Below are 15,590 nucleotides of genomic sequence, written 5' to 3'. Positions count from 1 at the left end.
GCAACAAGCCGGAGCATGCTCCGGCTTTTTTAACCGCTTAATCCTGACTGGCATATCACCCCATCCGCGTGTTTTAACTTTTTCCTTAATAAGCAATAGCGTTAAGACTCCATATCCGGACTGCTAAATAACGGCTAAAAGTCATATTCTATCTCTCCCTGATACATTGCTATTACTGGGTTAAATTAATTCATTGAAATTATTTTAAAAACCCAATCATTATATAAAATGGAGTTTTAGATGAAAATTTCTGGCAAGTTATTGTCCGCGGCTTTGGCTTCCGTACTGGTGTTCTCTCTTGCTGGCTGTGGCGATAAAGAAGAATCAAAGACCTTTAACGCAAACCTGGCGGGGACAGAAATTTCAATTACTTACACCTATAAAGGTGACAAAATCATTAAGCAGACGTCTGAAAGTAAAATCAGCTATGCCACTGTAGGCGCTAAAACGAAAGAAGATGCCGCCAAAATTCTCGATCCGCTGAGCGCGAAATATAAAAATATCGCCGGAGTGGAAGAAAAATTAACCTATGAAGATACCTATGCCCAGGAAAACGTCTCTGTGGATATGGAAAAAGTGGACTTTAAAGCGTTACAGCAAATCTCAGGGACGATGGTGTCCGGCGATACCAGCAAAGGTATCAGCATGAAACAAACCCAGACGCTGCTGGAAGCTGCTGGTTTTAAAGAAGCGAAATAACTGGCAGGCATAATGTATTGCATCGACTGGTAAAGTCGCTCAGGGCGCTGCTTCGGCAGCGTCTTTTCTTTATGAATTCCGAAAAAAGACAGCCTCGCTGTAAGTCCCCTCGCCAAAGCCTATAATCCCTGAATTCCTGGCCACACCAATACTTAACGACAAGGAATTGTTATGCAGGTTCTACGTCTTATGGCACTGCCACTATTCGCGCTCTCTCTATCGGTTAGCATAACTGGCTGCGATCAGAAAAACGATACTCTCCAGGGAAAGCAAAATAACATGACAGCGTTTATCAAGAAGATAGCCGCTAGCAAAGAGTCAGAGGAAACACAACGCTATGTAGGTAATCTCAACGGTATTGAAATCAAGTTAACCTATTACTACAAAGGGGATATCGTTTTACGTCAAATATCTGAACATAAACTACTTTATAAGACCCTGAAAGCCAATAATAAAGAAGAAGCACAAAAAATGCTGAGTCAAGTCGGCGAAGCTTATCAGGGTATGCCGGGTTTGACTGAACGAATCGACTATTATGATAGCTATGCTACGGAATATGTGGATATTGATTTTACCCAGGCAAAAATAAGCGACCTCTGTAAATTGCCAGGATCATCAATTGACAACTGTTCCGCGTACTATCTGTCAATGATTCGCTCGCAGAAACTGTTGGAAGAGAGCGGGTATCATAGAATCAATTAGTATAATAATGCGTTTTCCCGGTCAGACAGGACGCTGCCGGGAACAATACCGCAGAATTACTTCGCCGCGTGTTCACGGGCCGCCAGACCGCGCAGAAAATAACGCATAAACTGATCGCCGCATTCGCGGAAGTTCTTATGATCCGGCGCGCGCATCATCGCAGTGATCTCTGGCATTGAGACACGAAACAACTGACCGGTAAGTATCGCCAGGATATCATCTGTTTTTAGCGAAAAGGCAATACGCAGCTTTTTCAGCACAATATTGTTGTTGATACGACGTTCCGCCGTCAATGCAGGCGCCGCCTCATCTTTGCCGCGTTTTTCATAAATGAGGCCATTGAGAAATGAGGACAACACGATATCCGGGCAACGCTGAAACCCCTCTTCCTCTTCTTTGCGCAACCAGATTGCAATCTGCTCCGGCGTAGCATCAACGTTACCCAGCGCCAGGATACGCGCCAGATCGGTATTATTAGCTTTTAAAATGTAGCGCACGCTACGCAGAATATCGTTACTCAGCATGAGGCCTTCGGTCGTTTCTATGGCAAAACGATATTCTAACAGTCTTTTACAGGCCAATCGCCTCTTTTAAACTTTTCAGATAGCGACGGCTTACCGGCACCGTCAGGCCGTTGCGTAAAATCAGCTCTGCCTGCCCATTATCCTCCAGCCGAATTTCCTGCAAATGGGCCATATTCACCAGAAACTGACGATGACAACGCAGTAGCGGCGTCCGGCTTTCCAGCGTGCGCAGCGTCAGCTCGGTAAACCCCTCTTTACCTTCACTGCTGGTCACATAAACGCCGCTCATACGGCTACTGACAAAGGCGACATCATCCATTTGCAACAAATAGATCCGGCTGTGTCCGGTACAGGGAATGAATTTAAGCGCCTGCTGGTTTTCCGGCAGCAACGAAACATCCTGTTTACTGCGCTCCTGACGCAGACGATGTAACGTTTTTTCCAGCCGTTTCTCCTCTATCGGCTTGAGCAGATAATCAAAAGCGTGTTCTTCAAAGGCTTTGATGGCGTATTCGTCAAACGCGGTCAAAAAAACGATATACGGGCGGTGTTCCGGATCAAGCATTCCTACCATCTCCAGTCCACTGATACGCGGCATCTGAATATCCAGAAACAGCACATCAGGTCGCAGCTTATGTACCGCGCCAATCGCTTCTACCGCGTTCGCGCACTCCCCCACAATCTCAATGTCATCCTGCCCCTGGAGCAAAATCCGCAGATTTTCCCGCGCTAACGGCTCATCATCCACAATCAGCACTTTAATCATGCGTCCTCCTCCAGTGGAAGTCGTAATGTAATTCGGGTAAAGCAGTCCGGCTCGCAGGCCACGCTAATACCATAATCATCGCCAAAGTGTTCGCGCAGACGTTTATCAACCAGACTCATCCCCAGCCCGCTACTGCCGGCGGAAGGCTGATACAGTCCCGCATTATCTTCAATATCTAACATCAAATGCTGCCCTTCGCGCCGGGCGCGAATAGCGACGTTGCCGGTATCAAGCAGTTGCGACGTGCCATGTTTAATGGCGTTCTCAACAATCGGCTGTAATGTAAACGCAGGCAATTTCTGACGTGAAAGCGTCGATGGAACATCAAGCTGTACCTGCAGACGCGACTGAAAACGCGCTTTTTCAATTTGCAGATAAGCGTTCACGTGTTCAATTTCATCCGCCAGCGTGACGATTTCCGACGGGCGTTTTAAATTTTTGCGAAAAAAGGTCGACAAGTACTGCACCAGTTGGCTGGCCTGTTCGCTGTCGCGGCGAATCACCGCTTTAATGGTATTGAGTGCATTAAACAGAAAATGCGGATTCACCTGCGCGTGCAACAGCTTGATCTCTGACTGCGTCAGCAACGCCTTCTGCCGTTCATACTGTCCGGCCAGGATCTGCGCGGATAAAAGCTGCGCAATACCCTCTCCCAGGGTGCGGTTAATTGAGCTGAACAGTCGGTTTTTCGCTTCGTACAATTTAATGGTGCCCATGACTCGCTGATTTTCGCCACGCAGCGGAATCACCAGCGTCGAACCGAGTTTACACTGCGGGTGTAGCGAACAGCGGTACGGCACTTCGTTGCCATCGGCATAAACCACCTCTCCGGTTTCAATTGCTTTCAGCGTATAACCTGATGAAATGGGTTTGCCCGGTAGATGGTGATCGTCGCCAATACCAGTAAAAGCCAGCAGTTTTTCGCGATCGGTGATGGCGACGGCGCCGATATCCAGCTCCTGATATAACACCTGCGCCACCTTCATACTGTTCACTTCGTTAAATCCCTGACGCAGAATCCCCTCCGTTGACGCGGCGACCTTCAGCGCGGTAGCAGAAAATGCCGAAGTATATTTTTCGAACATGGCGCGCTTATCGAGCAAAATACGCATGAACAGCGCGGCGCCAACGGTATTCGTCACCATCATCGGCGCGGCAATATTACTGACCAGATGCAGGGCATCGTCAAACGGCCTGGCTATCAGTAAAATGATCAGCATCTGCACCAGTTCGGCAACACACGTAATTGCTCCCGCCGTCAGCGGGCTAAACACTTTGTCCGGGCGTCCGCGACGTATGAGAACGCTGTGTACCAACCCGCCCAGCAGCCCTTCGACGATGGTGGAAATCATACAGCTCAGCGCCGTCATGCCGCCCATAGAATACCGATGTAACCCACCGGTCAGACCGACCAGCCCGCCGACGACCGGCCCGCCGAGTAGGCCGCCCATCACCGCGCCAATCGCACGGGTATTGGCAATCGAATCTTCGATATGCAGCCCAAAATAAGTGCCCATAATGCAGAAGATAGAAAACGTGACGTAACACAGAAGCTTGTGCGGCAGACGAACCGTGACCTGCATAAGCGGGATGAACAGGCGCGTTTTACTCATTAGCCACGCAATGACCAGAAACACGCACATCTGCTGAAGCAGCAGCAACACCAGATTAAACTCGTACATACCCGCAAACCACACTTCAATTAAAAGCGCGTAACATACATTGAGTACGATTAACTTTCTTTGAACTGTTGCATAAAAATATGAATTCGTGAATACGATCACTTAAACGCCGCGCCGCAACCCGCTACTTCGCGTTTTAATGCATAAAAAACAGGCAAAACTTCCTGGTTCCTAAAAGAGCGTCTAAAGTTAAACCGGGACCTCGCGAGCAAGGGTGAAACGATGGCGCTTTACACAATTGGTGAAGTGGCTTTGCTTTGTGATATCAATCCTGTCACGTTGCGCGCGTGGCAGAGACGTTATGGACTTTTAAAACCACAGCGAACGGATGGCGGTCATCGTCTGTTTAACGATGCCGATATCGACAGAATCCGCGAAATCAAGCGCTGGATAGATAACGGCGTCCAGGTCAGCAAAGTCAAAGTGCTGCTCAGTAGCGACAGTAGCGAACAACCTAACGGCTGGCGCGAACAGCAGGAGATCCTGCTGCACTATCTGCAAAGCAGTAATCTGCACAGTTTACGGTTATGGGTCAAAGAACGCGGTCAGGATTATCCAGCCCAAACATTGACCACTAACCTGTTCGTCCCGCTGCGGCGACGATTACAGTGCCAACAACCCGCCCTTCAGGCGCTGCTCGGCATTCTTGACGGTATCCTGATCAACTATATTGCGCTCTGCCTGGCGTCTGCGCGTAAGAAACAGGGAAAAGATGCGTTGGTGATCGGCTGGAATATCCATGATACCACCCGCCTGTGGCTGGAAGGTTGGGTCGCCAGCCAACAGGGATGGCGAATCGACGTGTTGGCGCATTCGCTTAGCCAGTTCCGCCCGGAACTGTTTGACGGCAAGACGTTACTGGTATGGTGCGGAGAAAACCAGACGCTGGCGCAGCAGCAGCAACTCCTGGCATGGCGCGCCCAGGGACGCGACATTCATCCCCTTGGCGTTTAAACAGCAGCTAACAAATTCGCTTTAATGTATACTCCTTTTATTAACATAAGGAGTACATAATGCGCGTAGCGAAAATCGGGGTGATCGCCCTTTTCCTGCTGATGGCTATTGGCGGTATCGGCGGCGTGATGCTGGCAGGTTACAGTTTTATTTTGCGTGCCGGGTAAGCGCGCGCGTCAGCCTTTCAAACAGGCGATCGATAATGATCGCCGCCAGCGCCACCAGCAGCGCCCCCTGGATAACATAGGCCGTATTAAAGCCGCTAAGCCCGATAATGATCGGCGTGCCTAACGTACTGGCCCCCACCGTTGAAGCGATGGTCGCCGTACCAATATTGATAATCACCGAGGTTCGGATGCCCGCCAGAATCACCGGCGCGGCCAGCGGCAGCTCAACCTCATACAACTGTTGGCGACGGCTCATTCCCATACCGCTGGCAACGCTCATCACGCTGGCAGGCACCGCGCCCAGCCCGGCCAGGGTCGCCTGCAGGATGGGCAACACCCCATACAGGATCAAGGCGATAATGGCCGGTTGCTGACCAAAACCCATGACGGGTACCGCGATCGCCAGTACCGCGACCGGCGGAAAGGTCTGCCCGACGGCGGCGATAGTCTCCACCAGGGGACGAAACTCTTTCCCACTTTCTCGCGTGACCGCAATCCCTGCGCCGACGCCCACCACGACGGCAAACAGACTTGAGATGCCCACCAACCAGAAATGGGCGAGCGCGAGGGCGGCAAAACTCTCCTGTTGGTAGACCGGGCGCGGTAAATCGGGAAACAGCGCGGCGAAGAACGGCTGGCTATAAGGCAATCCAAACAGCAGAAGCAAGAACAGAACAATAAGCCAGAGAAGCGGATCACACAGTCGTTTCACGGGGGGACGTCTCCGAAAGCAGATCGCGGAAATGGAGCGTACCGCAGGGCTCGCCCTGCTGATTCGCCACCGGCAGGACGTCGCACCGACGGGCGACAAACATCGATAGCGCATCGCGTAGCGTCATCTCTTCCACCAGCGCGTCGCCGCTGAGCTGTTCATGCCGACGTACATAATCGCCTACGCTACGTAACGAAAGCAGCCTTACGCCCAGCTCGCTGCGGCCAAAAAACGCCTGCACGAAATCATTTTCCGGCGAGGTCAGCATAGAAAGCGGCGATCCCTGTTGGATAACGTGGCCCCCGTCCATCAGCACCAGATGGTCGGCGAGGCGTAGCGCCTCATCGATGTCGTGCGTCACCAGTACGATGGTGCGCCCCAGCAGCTGATGAATGCGGGTCATCTCCTGCTGCAATGCGCCGCGCGTTACCGGATCAAGCGCGCCGAAAGGCTCGTCCATCAGCAATACCTGCGGATCGGCAGCCAGCGCCCGCGCAACGCCGACCCGCTGCTGTTGCCCGCCGGAAAGCTGATGCGGATAGCGATCGCGCAGCGCGCTTTCCAGACCCAATAATGCCATCAGTTCATCAATACGATCGTTAATCCGCGCACGCGACCACTTTTGTAGTTGCGGTACGGTGGCGATATTTTGCGCCACCGTCCAGTGGGGAAAAAGACCGATAGACTGAATGGCATAGCCCATGCGACGGCGCAGTTCAAGCACCGGCAGGCTGCGGATCTCTTCCCCGGCAAAACGGATCGTTCCGCTATCATGCTCTACCAGCCGGTTAATCATCTTCAGAGTGGTCGATTTTCCCGAGCCGGAGGTGCCAATTAACACCGAAAAGCTGCCTTCGCTAAAGTGCAAATTGAGGTCGCTAACAGCCTGTTGATCGCCGAAGGTTTTACTGACATGGTTAAATTCAATCATCGGTTGCTCCCTTCAAAAACGCGATCCATAAATCAAACAGCGCGTCGATCACTACCGCCAGCGCAATCACCGGAATGACGCCCAACAGGACTAAATCAATGGCGCTGCTCAATAGCCCCTGAAACACCAGCGCGCCGAAACCTCCCGCGCCAATCAGCGCGGCGACGACGGCCATTCCCACTGTCTGGACCATGACTACCCGCAGGCTACGTAAAAAGACCGGCAGCGCCAGCGGCAGTTGCACATGCCTGAAGCGCTGGCCGCTACTCATTCCCATTGCTCTTGCGCTCTCCAGCACATCGCGCGGCACCTGATTGAGCCCGGCGACCACGCCGCGCACCAGCGGCAATAACGCATAGAGCACCAGCGCTATCAGCGCAGGCGTCATGCCGGTTCCCGCGACGCCGAATTCGGCAAGCCACGGAAACTGTTTCACCAGCCCGGCCAACGGCGCAATCAGCAGGCCAAACAGCGCGACGGAAGGAATAGTCTGGATCACATTCAGCACGGTAAATACCGGCCCCTGGCGTGAGGCGGAAAAATAACACCAGACGCCCAACGGTAGTCCGATCGCCAGCGCCGGCAGCACCGTGCCCGCCAGTAACATCAAATGTTGCACCAGCGCGGCATCGAAAACATCCTGGCGGTTGGTATACTCTTTCAGAAGCGAGAGGTTGTCGAACGTGCCTGAAAACAGCAGCACCAGCGGGACAATGACAATTTGCGCGTGCAGCAACCAGCGCCACAGCGGCCCAGTGGTAATACGGCGGATCGCATCGCTACAGGCCAGCAACATCAGACCGAGGCCCAGCCACAATCCACTTCCCAGACTGGTACGCGCCAGCGGGCTGCCCTCCTGCGCCAACTGGGTCGCCGCCCTGCCGACTCCCCACAGCATGACAATAAAAAGCGTCTGCGCCATCATCAGCGTCAGTACGCTACCGCGTTTACCGGGTACAAAGCACAGCGTAAACAGCGCGCATCCCGCGCCAGTCAGCATCCAGATGGCCGCCGGCCAGATCTCCCATAACTGGCGCCCCTCGCCGCTCACCAGACGATTCGGGGCGTAATTAATGAAAGGTAGCGCGACAGCAAGCAGGGTCAGAACAACCAACAGCAACAGCACACGATTAACCGTAATTTTTTTGGCAGCATCACTCACAGATTACTTCACCCACCCTTTTTGTCGGAGGTAATCTGCGGCGACTTTTTTCGCATCCAGCCCTTCTACGGCGATTCTGGCGTTCAACTGTTGCAGCGTTTTCTCATCAAGGCTGGCGAAAACGGGCTGCAGCCAGTCGGCTATCTGCGGATAGGCCTGTAACACCGATTCACGCACTACCGGCGCGGGGGCATAGATAGGCTGGACGCCTTTCGGGTCGCTCAAAGTTTGCAGACCCAGCGCGGCGACAGGGCCGTCGGTGCCATACGCCATCGCGGCGTTAACGCCGGATGTTTGTTGCGCGGCGGCTTTGATCGTGACCGCCGTATCGCCGCCCGCCAGCGACAAGAGCTGGTTCTGATTCAAGGTGAAATCATAGGCTTTTTCAAATGCCGGCAGCGCATCCGCCCGTTCGATAAATTCCGCAGACGCCGCCAGTTTAAAAGTGCCGCCCTCTTTCAGATAACGGCTGAGATCGGCAAGCGAGGAGAGTTTATTTTTTTCCGCGATGTCCTGGCGTACCGCGATGGTCCAGGTGTTATTTGCCGGCGCAGGCGTCAACCAGACCAGCTTATTCTGCTCCGCATCCAGTTTTTTGACTTTCTCAAAGCCTTGCTTTGCATTTTTCCATGCCGGATCGTTTTCATCTTTAAAAAAGAACGCCCCGTTACCGGTGTATTCCGGATAGATATCCAGCTCTCCGGCGGTAATCGCGCCACGAACGACTGGCGTCGTCCCGAGCTGAATTTTATTGACCGTTTTAACGCCGTGGCTTTCCAGTACCTGCAAAATCATGTTGCCGAGCAGCGCGCCTTCGGTATCAATCTTTGACCCGACCGTCACGGGCGATGCCGCCTGTAGAGGTAAACTCACCGTCGCCAGCAACGCCAGCGAACTTACCCATAGCTTTGAGATCGTCATGATGCTTTCCTCATCCTTTTACGGCCTTTTTCAGAGACTTGAGAAAAAAGCATAGTTGAAAAGTCTGCGTTTAACCTGGGATTTTCCGGCAGTTTAAGTGACGTGGCAGGCAATAAAAGGGGGGACAGGAAAAGTCATTGCCAGACAGGGCGCTGCTATCGCGCCCTGTTGACGGCAGGCTTACAGTAGCTCGAACGATCCTTGTTTAACGCGAGCGGAATCCACGCCGATAAAGACGTTGAACTTGCCGGGTTCCGCGTCATATTTCATCTGCTGATTCCAGAACTTCAACGCCTCGATATCAATCGGGAAACTCACGGTTTTACTTTCGCCGGGCTTGAGGGTGATTTTTTCAAAGCCTTTTAATTGCTTCACCGGGCGGCTCATTGACGCCGTGACATCCTGTAAGTACATCTGGATGACCGTAGCCCCTTCGCGTTTACCGGTATTCGTGACCTCTACGCTGGCCGTGACTTTGCCGTCGCGTTGCATTGTCGGTGAGGAGAGCGTGACGTCAGACACCGTAAATGTGGTGTAGCTCAGACCGTAACCAAACGGATAGAGCGGGCCATTCGCTTCGTCAAAATAACGTGAGGTGTATTTGTTTGGCTTTTCAGGATTATACGGGCGTCCCGTATTGAGATGGCTGTAATAGACCGGAATTTGTCCCACCGAACGCGGGAAGGAGATCGGCAGTTTGCCTGACGGGTTGTAATCGCCAAACAGCACATCGGCAATGGCGTTGCCGCCTTCCGTCCCGGCAAACCAGGTCTCCAGAATCGCATCGGCCTGTTGATCTTCTTTTACCAGCGCCAGCGGTCTGCCGTTCATTAATACCAGTACCAGCGGCTTACCGGTGGCTTTCAGAGCGGTGATTAAGTCGCGCTGACTCTGCGGAATGGTGATATTGGTACGGCTGGAGGCTTCATGCGCCATCCCCTGCGACTCGCCTACCACTGCGACCACCACATCGGCCTGTTTCGCCGCCTGCACCGCCTCATCAATCATCGCCTGCGGTGAGCGCGGATCGATTTTCACTGCCTCTTCATACAGGTTTAAGAAATCGACGATATCTTTATCGTTAGTGATATTCGCCCCTTTGGCATAGAGGATCTTCGCCCCGTCGCCGACGGCATTTTGAATACCCGCCAGCACCGTCACCGACTGATTCGCGACCCCAGCAGCAGACCAGCTTCCCATTACATCACGTTGACTGTCGGCCAGTGGCCCAACAACGGCAATGGTGCCCGATTTTTTCAACGGCAGCGTTTCCAGCCGGTTTTTCAGCAGTACCACACTTTCCCGCGCCACTTCCCGCGCCTCTTTACGATGCAGGCGGCTTTCGGCATTGGTGTCCACCGGGTCGCTCTCTTTCGGCCCCAGATGGCTATAGGGGTCGTTAAACAATCCCATGTCATATTTTACATTGAGCACATGGCGCGTCGCGTCGTCCAGTTCCGCCATCGTCACTTTGCCCGACTTAATCAGACCAGGCAGATATTTGCTGTAATACTCATCCGCCATGCTCATATCCACCCCTGCCTTTAGCGCCACTCGCACCGCATCTTCCGGGTCGGCCGCGGTACCGTGTTTAATCAGTTCTTTAATAGCGCCGTGGTCGGAAACGGTAATTCCCTTAAAGCCCCACTCATCGCGCAGGACATCTTTCAATAGCCAGGAATCTGACGTCGCAGGCGTGCCGTTCAGCGAGTTCAGCGCCACCATCACCGCGCCGCTCCCCGCATCCAGCCCCGCTTTGTATGGCGGCATATAGTCATTAAACAGACGCTGGGAACTCATATCCACGGTGTTGTATTCTTTACCGCCTTCAACGGCCCCATAGGCGGCAAAATGTTTCACGCTGGTCATCACCGAATAGCGATCCGCCGGACTTTTGCCCTGCATCGCTTTCACCATGGTTTCGCCCATGATGGAGGTTAAATATGTATCTTCGCCAAAGCCTTCGGAGGCGCGTCCCCAACGCGGATCGCGGGAGACATCCACCATCGGCGCCCAGGTCATATTCAGGCCGTCGTCCGCCGCTTCATACGCCGATACGCGTCCTACGGTTCTTACCGCATCCAGATTAAAAGAAGAAGCCAGACCGAGGCTTATTGGGAAGACGGTTCGCTGGCCGTGTACCACGTCATAGGCAAAAAAGAGAGGAATTTTCAGGCGGCTCAATGCCATCACCTGATCCTGCATTTGACGGATATCCTGGCGGGTGACGGTATTGAAAATCGCCCCTACCTGCCCGTCTTTGATCATCTCGCGAATCGCTTCTTTCGGGTTATCAGGGCCGACGCTAATCAGACGTAACTGACCAATTTTTTCATCGACAGTCATTTTCTTTAGTAAATCCGTGACGAACGCGTCGCGCGCTTCGGGCGTCAGCGGGTGATTGCCAAACAGGTTTTCCGCCAATGCTGGCTGCATCGCCAGACTCACAGCAATACCTACTGAACATAACCATTTCATGTTGAGTCTCTCTTTATCTTTATCCCGACGAGGCGGTAAAAACAGAATAAAAACCGCAGTTTGCCATAAGCCTAAACGCGAGAGGAGAAGAAAGCGAAGGTTATTCTCCTAATTTTCCGCACAGTCGAATACGCAACCGCCAGCAAATGGTATCAAGGCGGCAAATGAATACCACCAACACAGAGACAATTTGAATGAGAAAGCGTATTGTCATACAAAGCGCTATGCTTAACGCTGATATTTTGTCCCACCACAAGGAGTGGAGAATGTCTTCCATAACAATGACTGATAATAAAACGTTCCTGAATGAGCTGGCCCGCCTGGTAGGCCATTCTCACCTGCTGACAGACCCCGCCAAAACCGCCCGCTATCGCAAGGGTTTCCGTTCCGGTCAGGGCGACGCGCTGGCCGTTGTTTTCCCGGGTTCATTACTGGAACTGTGGCGTGTGCTCAACGCCTGCGTTAACGCTGACAAAATTATTCTGATGCAGGCCGCCAACACCGGTCTGACGGAAGGCTCCACGCCGAACGGCAACGACTACGATCGCGATATTGTGATTATCAGCACCCAGCGCCTGGATAAGCTGCACTTACTGGATAACGGCCAACAGGTTCTGGCCTGGCCCGGTACGACGCTCTATGCGCTGGAAAAAGCGCTTAAACCGCTGGGCCGTGAACCGCACTCGGTGATTGGTTCGTCGTGTATCGGCGCGTCGGTCATCGGCGGCATCTGTAATAACTCCGGCGGCTCGCTGGTGCAGCGCGGCCCGGCCTATACCGAGATGTCGCTCTTTGCCCGTATTGACGAGCAAGGCAAACTGCAACTGGTCAATCATCTGGGTATCGATCTTGGGCATACCCCGGAGCAGATCCTGAGCAAGCTGGATGATGAACGGATTAAAGATGAGGATGTGCGTCACGATGGTCGTCATGCGCACGATCACGACTACGTGACGCGGGTACGAGATATCAACGCCGATACGCCCGCCCGCTATAACGCCGACCCGGACCGTTTGTTTGAATCTTCCGGCTGCGCCGGAAAACTGGCGGTTTTTGCCGTTCGCCTTGATACCTTTGCAGCGGAAAAAAATCAGCAGGTTTTCTATATCGGCACCAATCAGCCCGCGGTACTGACTGAAATCCGTCGGCATATTCTGGCGAACTTCGACAATCTGCCAGTGGCGGGAGAATATATGCATCGCGATATCTACGATATTGCGGAGCAGTACGGTAAAGATACCTTTCTGATGATCGATAAACTCGGCACCGACAAGATGCCATTCTTTTTCACGCTAAAAGGCCGAACCGATGCGATGCTGGAAAAAGTAAAATTTTTCCGTCCGCATTTCACCGACCGCGCGATGCAGAAATTCGGCCACCTGTTTCCCAGCCATCTGCCGCCGCGAATGAAAAACTGGCGCGATAAATATGAGCATCATCTGCTGTTAAAAATGGCGGGAGACGGCGTCGCAGAAGCGCAACGCTGGCTGAATGAATTTTTTAAATCCGCTGAGGGCGGTTTCTTCACCTGTACGCCGGAAGAAGGCAGCAAAGCCTTCCTGCACCGCTTCGCCGCTGCTGGCGCAGCGATTCGTTATCAGGCCGTACACGCTGATGAAGTGGAAGATATCCTGGCGCTGGATATCGCCCTGCGCCGCAACGATACCGACTGGTTCGAGCATCTGCCGCCGGAAATCGACAGCCAACTGGTACATAAACTCTATTACGGCCACTTTATGTGCCACGTTTTTCATCAGGACTATATCGTGAAGAAAGGCGTCGACGTCCATGCGCTGAAAGCGCAAATGCTGGAGCTGTTGCAGGCGCGCGGGGCACAATACCCGGCGGAGCACAACGTTGGACATCTGTATAAAGCGCCGGAAACGCTGACGCGTTTTTATCGGCAAAATGACCCAACCAACAGTATGAACCCCGGTATCGGCAAAACGAGTAAGCGGAAATTCTGGCAGGAAAATACGCCCGACGAAACGCATTAACACCGTGCGGTTTACCGTGAAGCCCGGCGGCGCGATGCCTGCCGGGCCTGCGGCGACTTAATCGTTCTGTGCGGTTTGCGCCCCGGCACTGGCGCTGGCTGCCGCCATTTGCGCGGCTTTTTGCTTTTTATAGCTCAGCGCGGCAGCCGGAACGGGCATGACTTTACCGGTTTCAATCCATGTACGCAGGCGGCTGGCGTCCGCAAAGTGGGTATATTTGCCGAACGCGTCCATGACCACCAGCGCGACCGGTTTGTTATTGATCACGGTACGCATCACCAGGCAATGCCCCGCCGCATTGGTAAAGCCGGTTTTCGTTAACTGGATATTCCAGTTATCACGGTAGACCAAATGGTTGGTATTGCGAAACGGCAGCGTATACGCCGGATGCGAGAATGTCGCCATGTCTTCGCGCGTGGTGCTTAGCTGGCCAATCAGCGGGTATTGCTTCGTGGCAATCAGCAATTTTGTTAAATCCCGCGCGGTCGAGACGTTATGAATCGACAGCCCCGTCGGCTCAACGAAGCGGGTATGCGTCATGCCCAGCGCTTTCGCCTTCGCATTCATCGCTTTAATAAATGCGTTATAACCGCCAGGATAATAGTGCGCCAGGCTTGCCGCCGCACGGTTTTCGGATGACATCAACGCCAGCAGCAACATATTTTTGCGGCTAATTTCGCTGTTCAGGCGCACGCGGGAGTAAACCCCTTTCATTTCCGGCGTCTGGCTGATATCGACCTTCAGTATTTCATCCAGCGGCAATCGCGCGTCGAGCACGACCATCGCCGTCATTAATTTGGTTATCGAGGCAATCGGACGCACCAGATCCGGGTGGTTCGAATAGATCACTTTATTGGTGTTGAGATCAACAATCATTGCGCTACCGGAGGCAATCTCAGGTTGAGACGCCGCGGTTGTCGCTGCCGTTTTCGCCACGGCCTGCGGGGCAAAAGGTACGGCCAACATCAGAGCAAGGCTCAGGAATGAAGCTCGGAATTTCAGCATGATGAGATTTCTGATAATGATTCACGCGCGTCGTAACGCACACCGCCTGAGCTAAGATTATACTCAAGCTAGCAGTGGCATCATAGCGGCACGCCAGCGTTGCCGCTACAGAAGAATCGTCAGCAAATGCTGCATTGCTGGCTTTTGCGCCAGCCCTTTTTCGCATCAGAACAGGCGGTAGCCATATCCCCACAGGATCACGGTGATCGCCAGCAGCACCTCCAGGACCAGTACGCCGATAGCGAGCGTCGAACTGGAGAAGCTTAATCCCTCCTCTCTATTAATGTTAAGGAAAGTCGGAATACCCAAATACAGCAAATAGCCGGTGTAAAAAAGCGCGACAGCGCCGACCAAAGCGCATAGCCATACCAGGGGATAGAGCGCCACCAGACCACTTAAAAACAGCGGCGTCGCGACATAGCCGGCAAAAACCATACAGCGCGCAAGCGATGGCCGTTGCGGATAGTTTCGCGCCATCCACCAGATGACGCGTCCCATCACCGCGACGCCCGCCAGCATCACGCCGTAGAACAAGACCGCCAGCGCAAAAGCGGTAAACAGCGAGAGTTGTAACACGTTGCCGTCGCCAAAATTCCAGCCGATTTGCGTCGTGCCGATAAAGGCGCAGACGACGGGAATCGCCGCCATCAGCAAAACATGGTGCGTATAATGATGCGAAACGGTTTCGTTTTCGCTTTTGATCACCTGCATTTCCCGATCGGGATGGGAAAAAAGCCCCCATACATGGTTCATACTGCCCCCTTCTGCTGCCTCAGATGCCAGTATGTTCAAGTATAATTCAGTTTCTGGTTATTTTATGAGCAATGGCAAAATAGTCTCCGGCAAAACGTCGGCTTTGCCGCGCACGCCTCTTGCCAGGGTGTATGCTT

15 protein-coding genes are annotated in these 15,590 nt (G+C 53.1%); 5 read left to right on the top strand and 10 right to left on the bottom strand.

Going from position 1 to position 15,590, the window contains the following annotated elements:
* Positions 1 to 240 precede the first annotated feature (240 nt).
* Together NA986_RS00400 and NA986_RS00395 are read left to right on the top strand one after the other, a co-directional pair.
* Complete coding sequence (locus tag NA986_RS00400) at positions 241 to 699, top strand: YehR family lipoprotein (RefSeq protein ID WP_000703137.1); 459 nt, start codon at positions 241 to 243, stop codon at positions 697 to 699.
* A 171-nt stretch (positions 700 to 870) separates the two neighbouring features.
* On the top strand, positions 871 to 1,401 hold the full coding sequence (locus NA986_RS00395; RefSeq protein ID WP_001197951.1) for a YehR family lipoprotein: 531 nt from the start codon (positions 871 to 873) through the stop codon (positions 1,399 to 1,401).
* A gap of 56 nt (positions 1,402 to 1,457) precedes the next feature.
* Here NA986_RS00395 and NA986_RS00390 read toward each other — a convergent pair whose 3' ends face one another.
* The 3 genes from NA986_RS00390 to NA986_RS00380 are packed head-to-tail and all read right to left on the bottom strand — an operon-like array spanning position 1,458 to position 4,373.
* Entirely contained in the window at positions 1,458 to 1,925 is a 468-nt protein-coding gene (locus tag NA986_RS00390) for a DUF1456 family protein (RefSeq protein WP_000950413.1), read from the bottom strand.
* Between the two features lie 46 nt (positions 1,926 to 1,971).
* Positions 1,972 to 2,691 (bottom strand): two-component system response regulator BtsR, encoded by a 720-nt coding sequence (btsR, locus tag NA986_RS00385; RefSeq protein ID WP_000598637.1) that lies wholly within the window; start codon positions 2,689 to 2,691, stop codon positions 1,972 to 1,974.
* Positions 2,688 to 4,373, bottom strand: a complete 1,686-nt coding sequence (locus NA986_RS00380) for a sensor histidine kinase (protein ID WP_000272850.1) — start codon at positions 4,371 to 4,373, stop codon at positions 2,688 to 2,690. The genes btsR and NA986_RS00380 overlap by 4 nt, the downstream gene beginning before the upstream one ends.
* 222 nt (positions 4,374 to 4,595) lie before the next feature.
* Between NA986_RS00380 and mlrA the strand changes: the two genes are divergently transcribed.
* Together mlrA and NA986_RS00370 are read left to right on the top strand one after the other, a co-directional pair.
* A complete protein-coding gene (gene mlrA / locus NA986_RS00375) occupies positions 4,596 to 5,327 on the top strand; it encodes an HTH-type transcriptional regulator MlrA (RefSeq protein WP_001240418.1) in 732 nt (243 codons plus the stop codon).
* 59 nt (positions 5,328 to 5,386) lie between these two features.
* On the top strand, positions 5,387 to 5,494 hold the full coding sequence (locus NA986_RS00370; protein WP_001261696.1) for a protein YohO: 108 nt from the start codon (positions 5,387 to 5,389) through the stop codon (positions 5,492 to 5,494).
* On the opposite strand, the gene NA986_RS00365 is transcribed toward NA986_RS00370, so the two are convergent.
* The 5 genes from NA986_RS00365 to bglX form a co-directional block, all read right to left on the bottom strand.
* Positions 5,475 to 6,206 (bottom strand): ABC transporter permease, encoded by a 732-nt coding sequence (locus NA986_RS00365; protein WP_000824852.1) that lies wholly within the window; start codon positions 6,204 to 6,206, stop codon positions 5,475 to 5,477. The genes NA986_RS00370 and NA986_RS00365 overlap by 20 nt on opposite strands.
* Entirely contained in the window at positions 6,190 to 7,137 is a 948-nt protein-coding gene (locus tag NA986_RS00360; RefSeq protein ID WP_000569166.1) for an ABC transporter ATP-binding protein, read from the bottom strand. Before NA986_RS00360 ends, NA986_RS00365 begins: the two co-directional genes overlap by 17 nt.
* Positions 7,130 to 8,299, bottom strand: a complete 1,170-nt coding sequence (locus NA986_RS00355; protein ID WP_023209817.1) for an ABC transporter permease — start codon at positions 8,297 to 8,299, stop codon at positions 7,130 to 7,132. Before NA986_RS00355 ends, NA986_RS00360 begins: the two co-directional genes overlap by 8 nt.
* Before the next feature lie 3 nt (positions 8,300 to 8,302).
* A complete protein-coding gene (osmF, locus tag NA986_RS00350; RefSeq protein WP_000155876.1) occupies positions 8,303 to 9,220 on the bottom strand; it encodes a glycine betaine ABC transporter substrate-binding protein OsmF in 918 nt (305 codons plus the stop codon).
* Positions 9,221 to 9,400: 180 nt separating this feature from the next.
* Positions 9,401 to 11,698, bottom strand: coding sequence for a beta-glucosidase BglX (gene bglX, locus NA986_RS00345; RefSeq protein ID WP_023217021.1), 2,298 nt, complete (start codon positions 11,696 to 11,698; stop codon positions 9,401 to 9,403).
* Positions 11,699 to 11,964: 266 nt separating this feature from the next.
* Here bglX and dld point away from each other — a divergent pair, with 266 nt between their 5' ends.
* Positions 11,965 to 13,695, top strand: a complete 1,731-nt coding sequence (dld, locus tag NA986_RS00340; protein WP_000095234.1) for a D-lactate dehydrogenase — start codon at positions 11,965 to 11,967, stop codon at positions 13,693 to 13,695.
* Positions 13,696 to 13,752: 57 nt separating this feature from the next.
* Here dld and pbpG read toward each other — a convergent pair whose 3' ends face one another.
* Together pbpG and NA986_RS00330 are read right to left on the bottom strand one after the other, a co-directional pair.
* Entirely contained in the window at positions 13,753 to 14,700 is a 948-nt protein-coding gene (gene pbpG, locus NA986_RS00335) for a D-alanyl-D-alanine endopeptidase (protein ID WP_000911555.1), read from the bottom strand.
* A gap of 165 nt (positions 14,701 to 14,865) precedes the next feature.
* Complete coding sequence (locus NA986_RS00330; RefSeq protein ID WP_001017057.1) at positions 14,866 to 15,453, bottom strand: Yip1 family protein; 588 nt, start codon at positions 15,451 to 15,453, stop codon at positions 14,866 to 14,868.
* Positions 15,454 to 15,590 lie beyond the last annotated feature (137 nt).

It is taken from the genome of Salmonella sp. NW177 (assembly GCF_051811585.1).
GTDB lineage: Bacteria > Pseudomonadota > Gammaproteobacteria > Enterobacterales > Enterobacteriaceae > Salmonella > Salmonella enterica.
This window is presented reverse-complemented; position numbering and strand designations above follow the sequence as displayed.

Coding starts and splice junctions, on each gene's coding strand:
- mlrA (WP_001240418.1), top strand. CDS start 4,596: ATGGCGCTTTACACAATTGGTGAAGTGGCTTTGCTTTGTGATATCAAT.
- NA986_RS00370 (WP_001261696.1), top strand. CDS start 5,387: ATGCGCGTAGCGAAAATCGGGGTGATCGCCCTTTTCCTGCTGATGGCT.
- NA986_RS00360 (WP_000569166.1), bottom strand. CDS start 7,137: ATGATTGAATTTAACCATGTCAGTAAAACCTTCGGCGATCAACAGGCT.
- NA986_RS00390 (WP_000950413.1), bottom strand. CDS start 1,925: ATGCTGAGTAACGATATTCTGCGTAGCGTGCGCTACATTTTAAAAGCT.
- btsR (WP_000598637.1), bottom strand. CDS start 2,691: ATGATTAAAGTGCTGATTGTGGATGATGAGCCGTTAGCGCGGGAAAAT.
- NA986_RS00380 (WP_000272850.1), bottom strand. CDS start 4,373: ATGTACGAGTTTAATCTGGTGTTGCTGCTGCTTCAGCAGATGTGCGTG.
- dld (WP_000095234.1), top strand. CDS start 11,965: ATGTCTTCCATAACAATGACTGATAATAAAACGTTCCTGAATGAGCTG.
- NA986_RS00330 (WP_001017057.1), bottom strand. CDS start 15,453: ATGAACCATGTATGGGGGCTTTTTTCCCATCCCGATCGGGAAATGCAG.
- NA986_RS00400 (WP_000703137.1), top strand. CDS start 241: ATGAAAATTTCTGGCAAGTTATTGTCCGCGGCTTTGGCTTCCGTACTG.
- bglX (WP_023217021.1), bottom strand. CDS start 11,698: ATGAAATGGTTATGTTCAGTAGGTATTGCTGTGAGTCTGGCGATGCAG.
- osmF (WP_000155876.1), bottom strand. CDS start 9,220: ATGACGATCTCAAAGCTATGGGTAAGTTCGCTGGCGTTGCTGGCGACG.
- pbpG (WP_000911555.1), bottom strand. CDS start 14,700: ATGCTGAAATTCCGAGCTTCATTCCTGAGCCTTGCTCTGATGTTGGCC.
- NA986_RS00395 (WP_001197951.1), top strand. CDS start 871: ATGCAGGTTCTACGTCTTATGGCACTGCCACTATTCGCGCTCTCTCTA.